Source organism: Corallococcus sp. AB038B (assembly GCF_003668955.1).
GTDB lineage: Bacteria > Myxococcota > Myxococcia > Myxococcales > Myxococcaceae > Corallococcus > Corallococcus exiguus.
Genome location: NZ_RAWO01000335.1, coordinates 1 through 392 on the forward strand (window position 1 = coordinate 1; position 392 = coordinate 392).

At 61.7% G+C, this 392-nt stretch carries 1 protein-coding gene; it reads left to right on the forward strand.

Going from position 1 to position 392, the window contains the following annotated elements; genetic code table 11:
- Positions 1-392, forward strand: a 392-nt coding sequence (locus tag D7Y04_RS44940; protein ID WP_158627714.1) for a hypothetical protein, incomplete at both ends; no start/stop codon positions are given.

A 392-nucleotide genomic window follows, 5' to 3' on the forward strand; every position in this document is an offset into this window, starting at 1 on the left:
ATACCGGTCTTCATCCGGTGCGCCGAAGACTTGACCGAGGAAGGATTTGATCTCGACGAGTTCGTGCGTAGAGCGTGGAAGCGTGAAGCCGGCGAGCTGGATTTGAAGTTGAAGCTCGACGACCCCGCCCTCGCATCCCCAAACCGTACCCAGCGAGCCCTCTTCATTCTCGACGGACTGGACGAGGTCATCCTCGGGGAGCGACGGCTGGAGTCGTTCTTCCTGCGCATCAAGGACGAGGCTTCGGAGCACCACCGCTTCATCATCTTCTCTCGTCCGGGGGCCCTTCCCGCGGAGCAGGAACTGCAAGGCATTCCGGTACTCGAGATCCTGCCGTGGACCGAACCCCAGCTTGCCTCGTGGCTCGAAGCATGGCGCGGCTTGAACGGAGG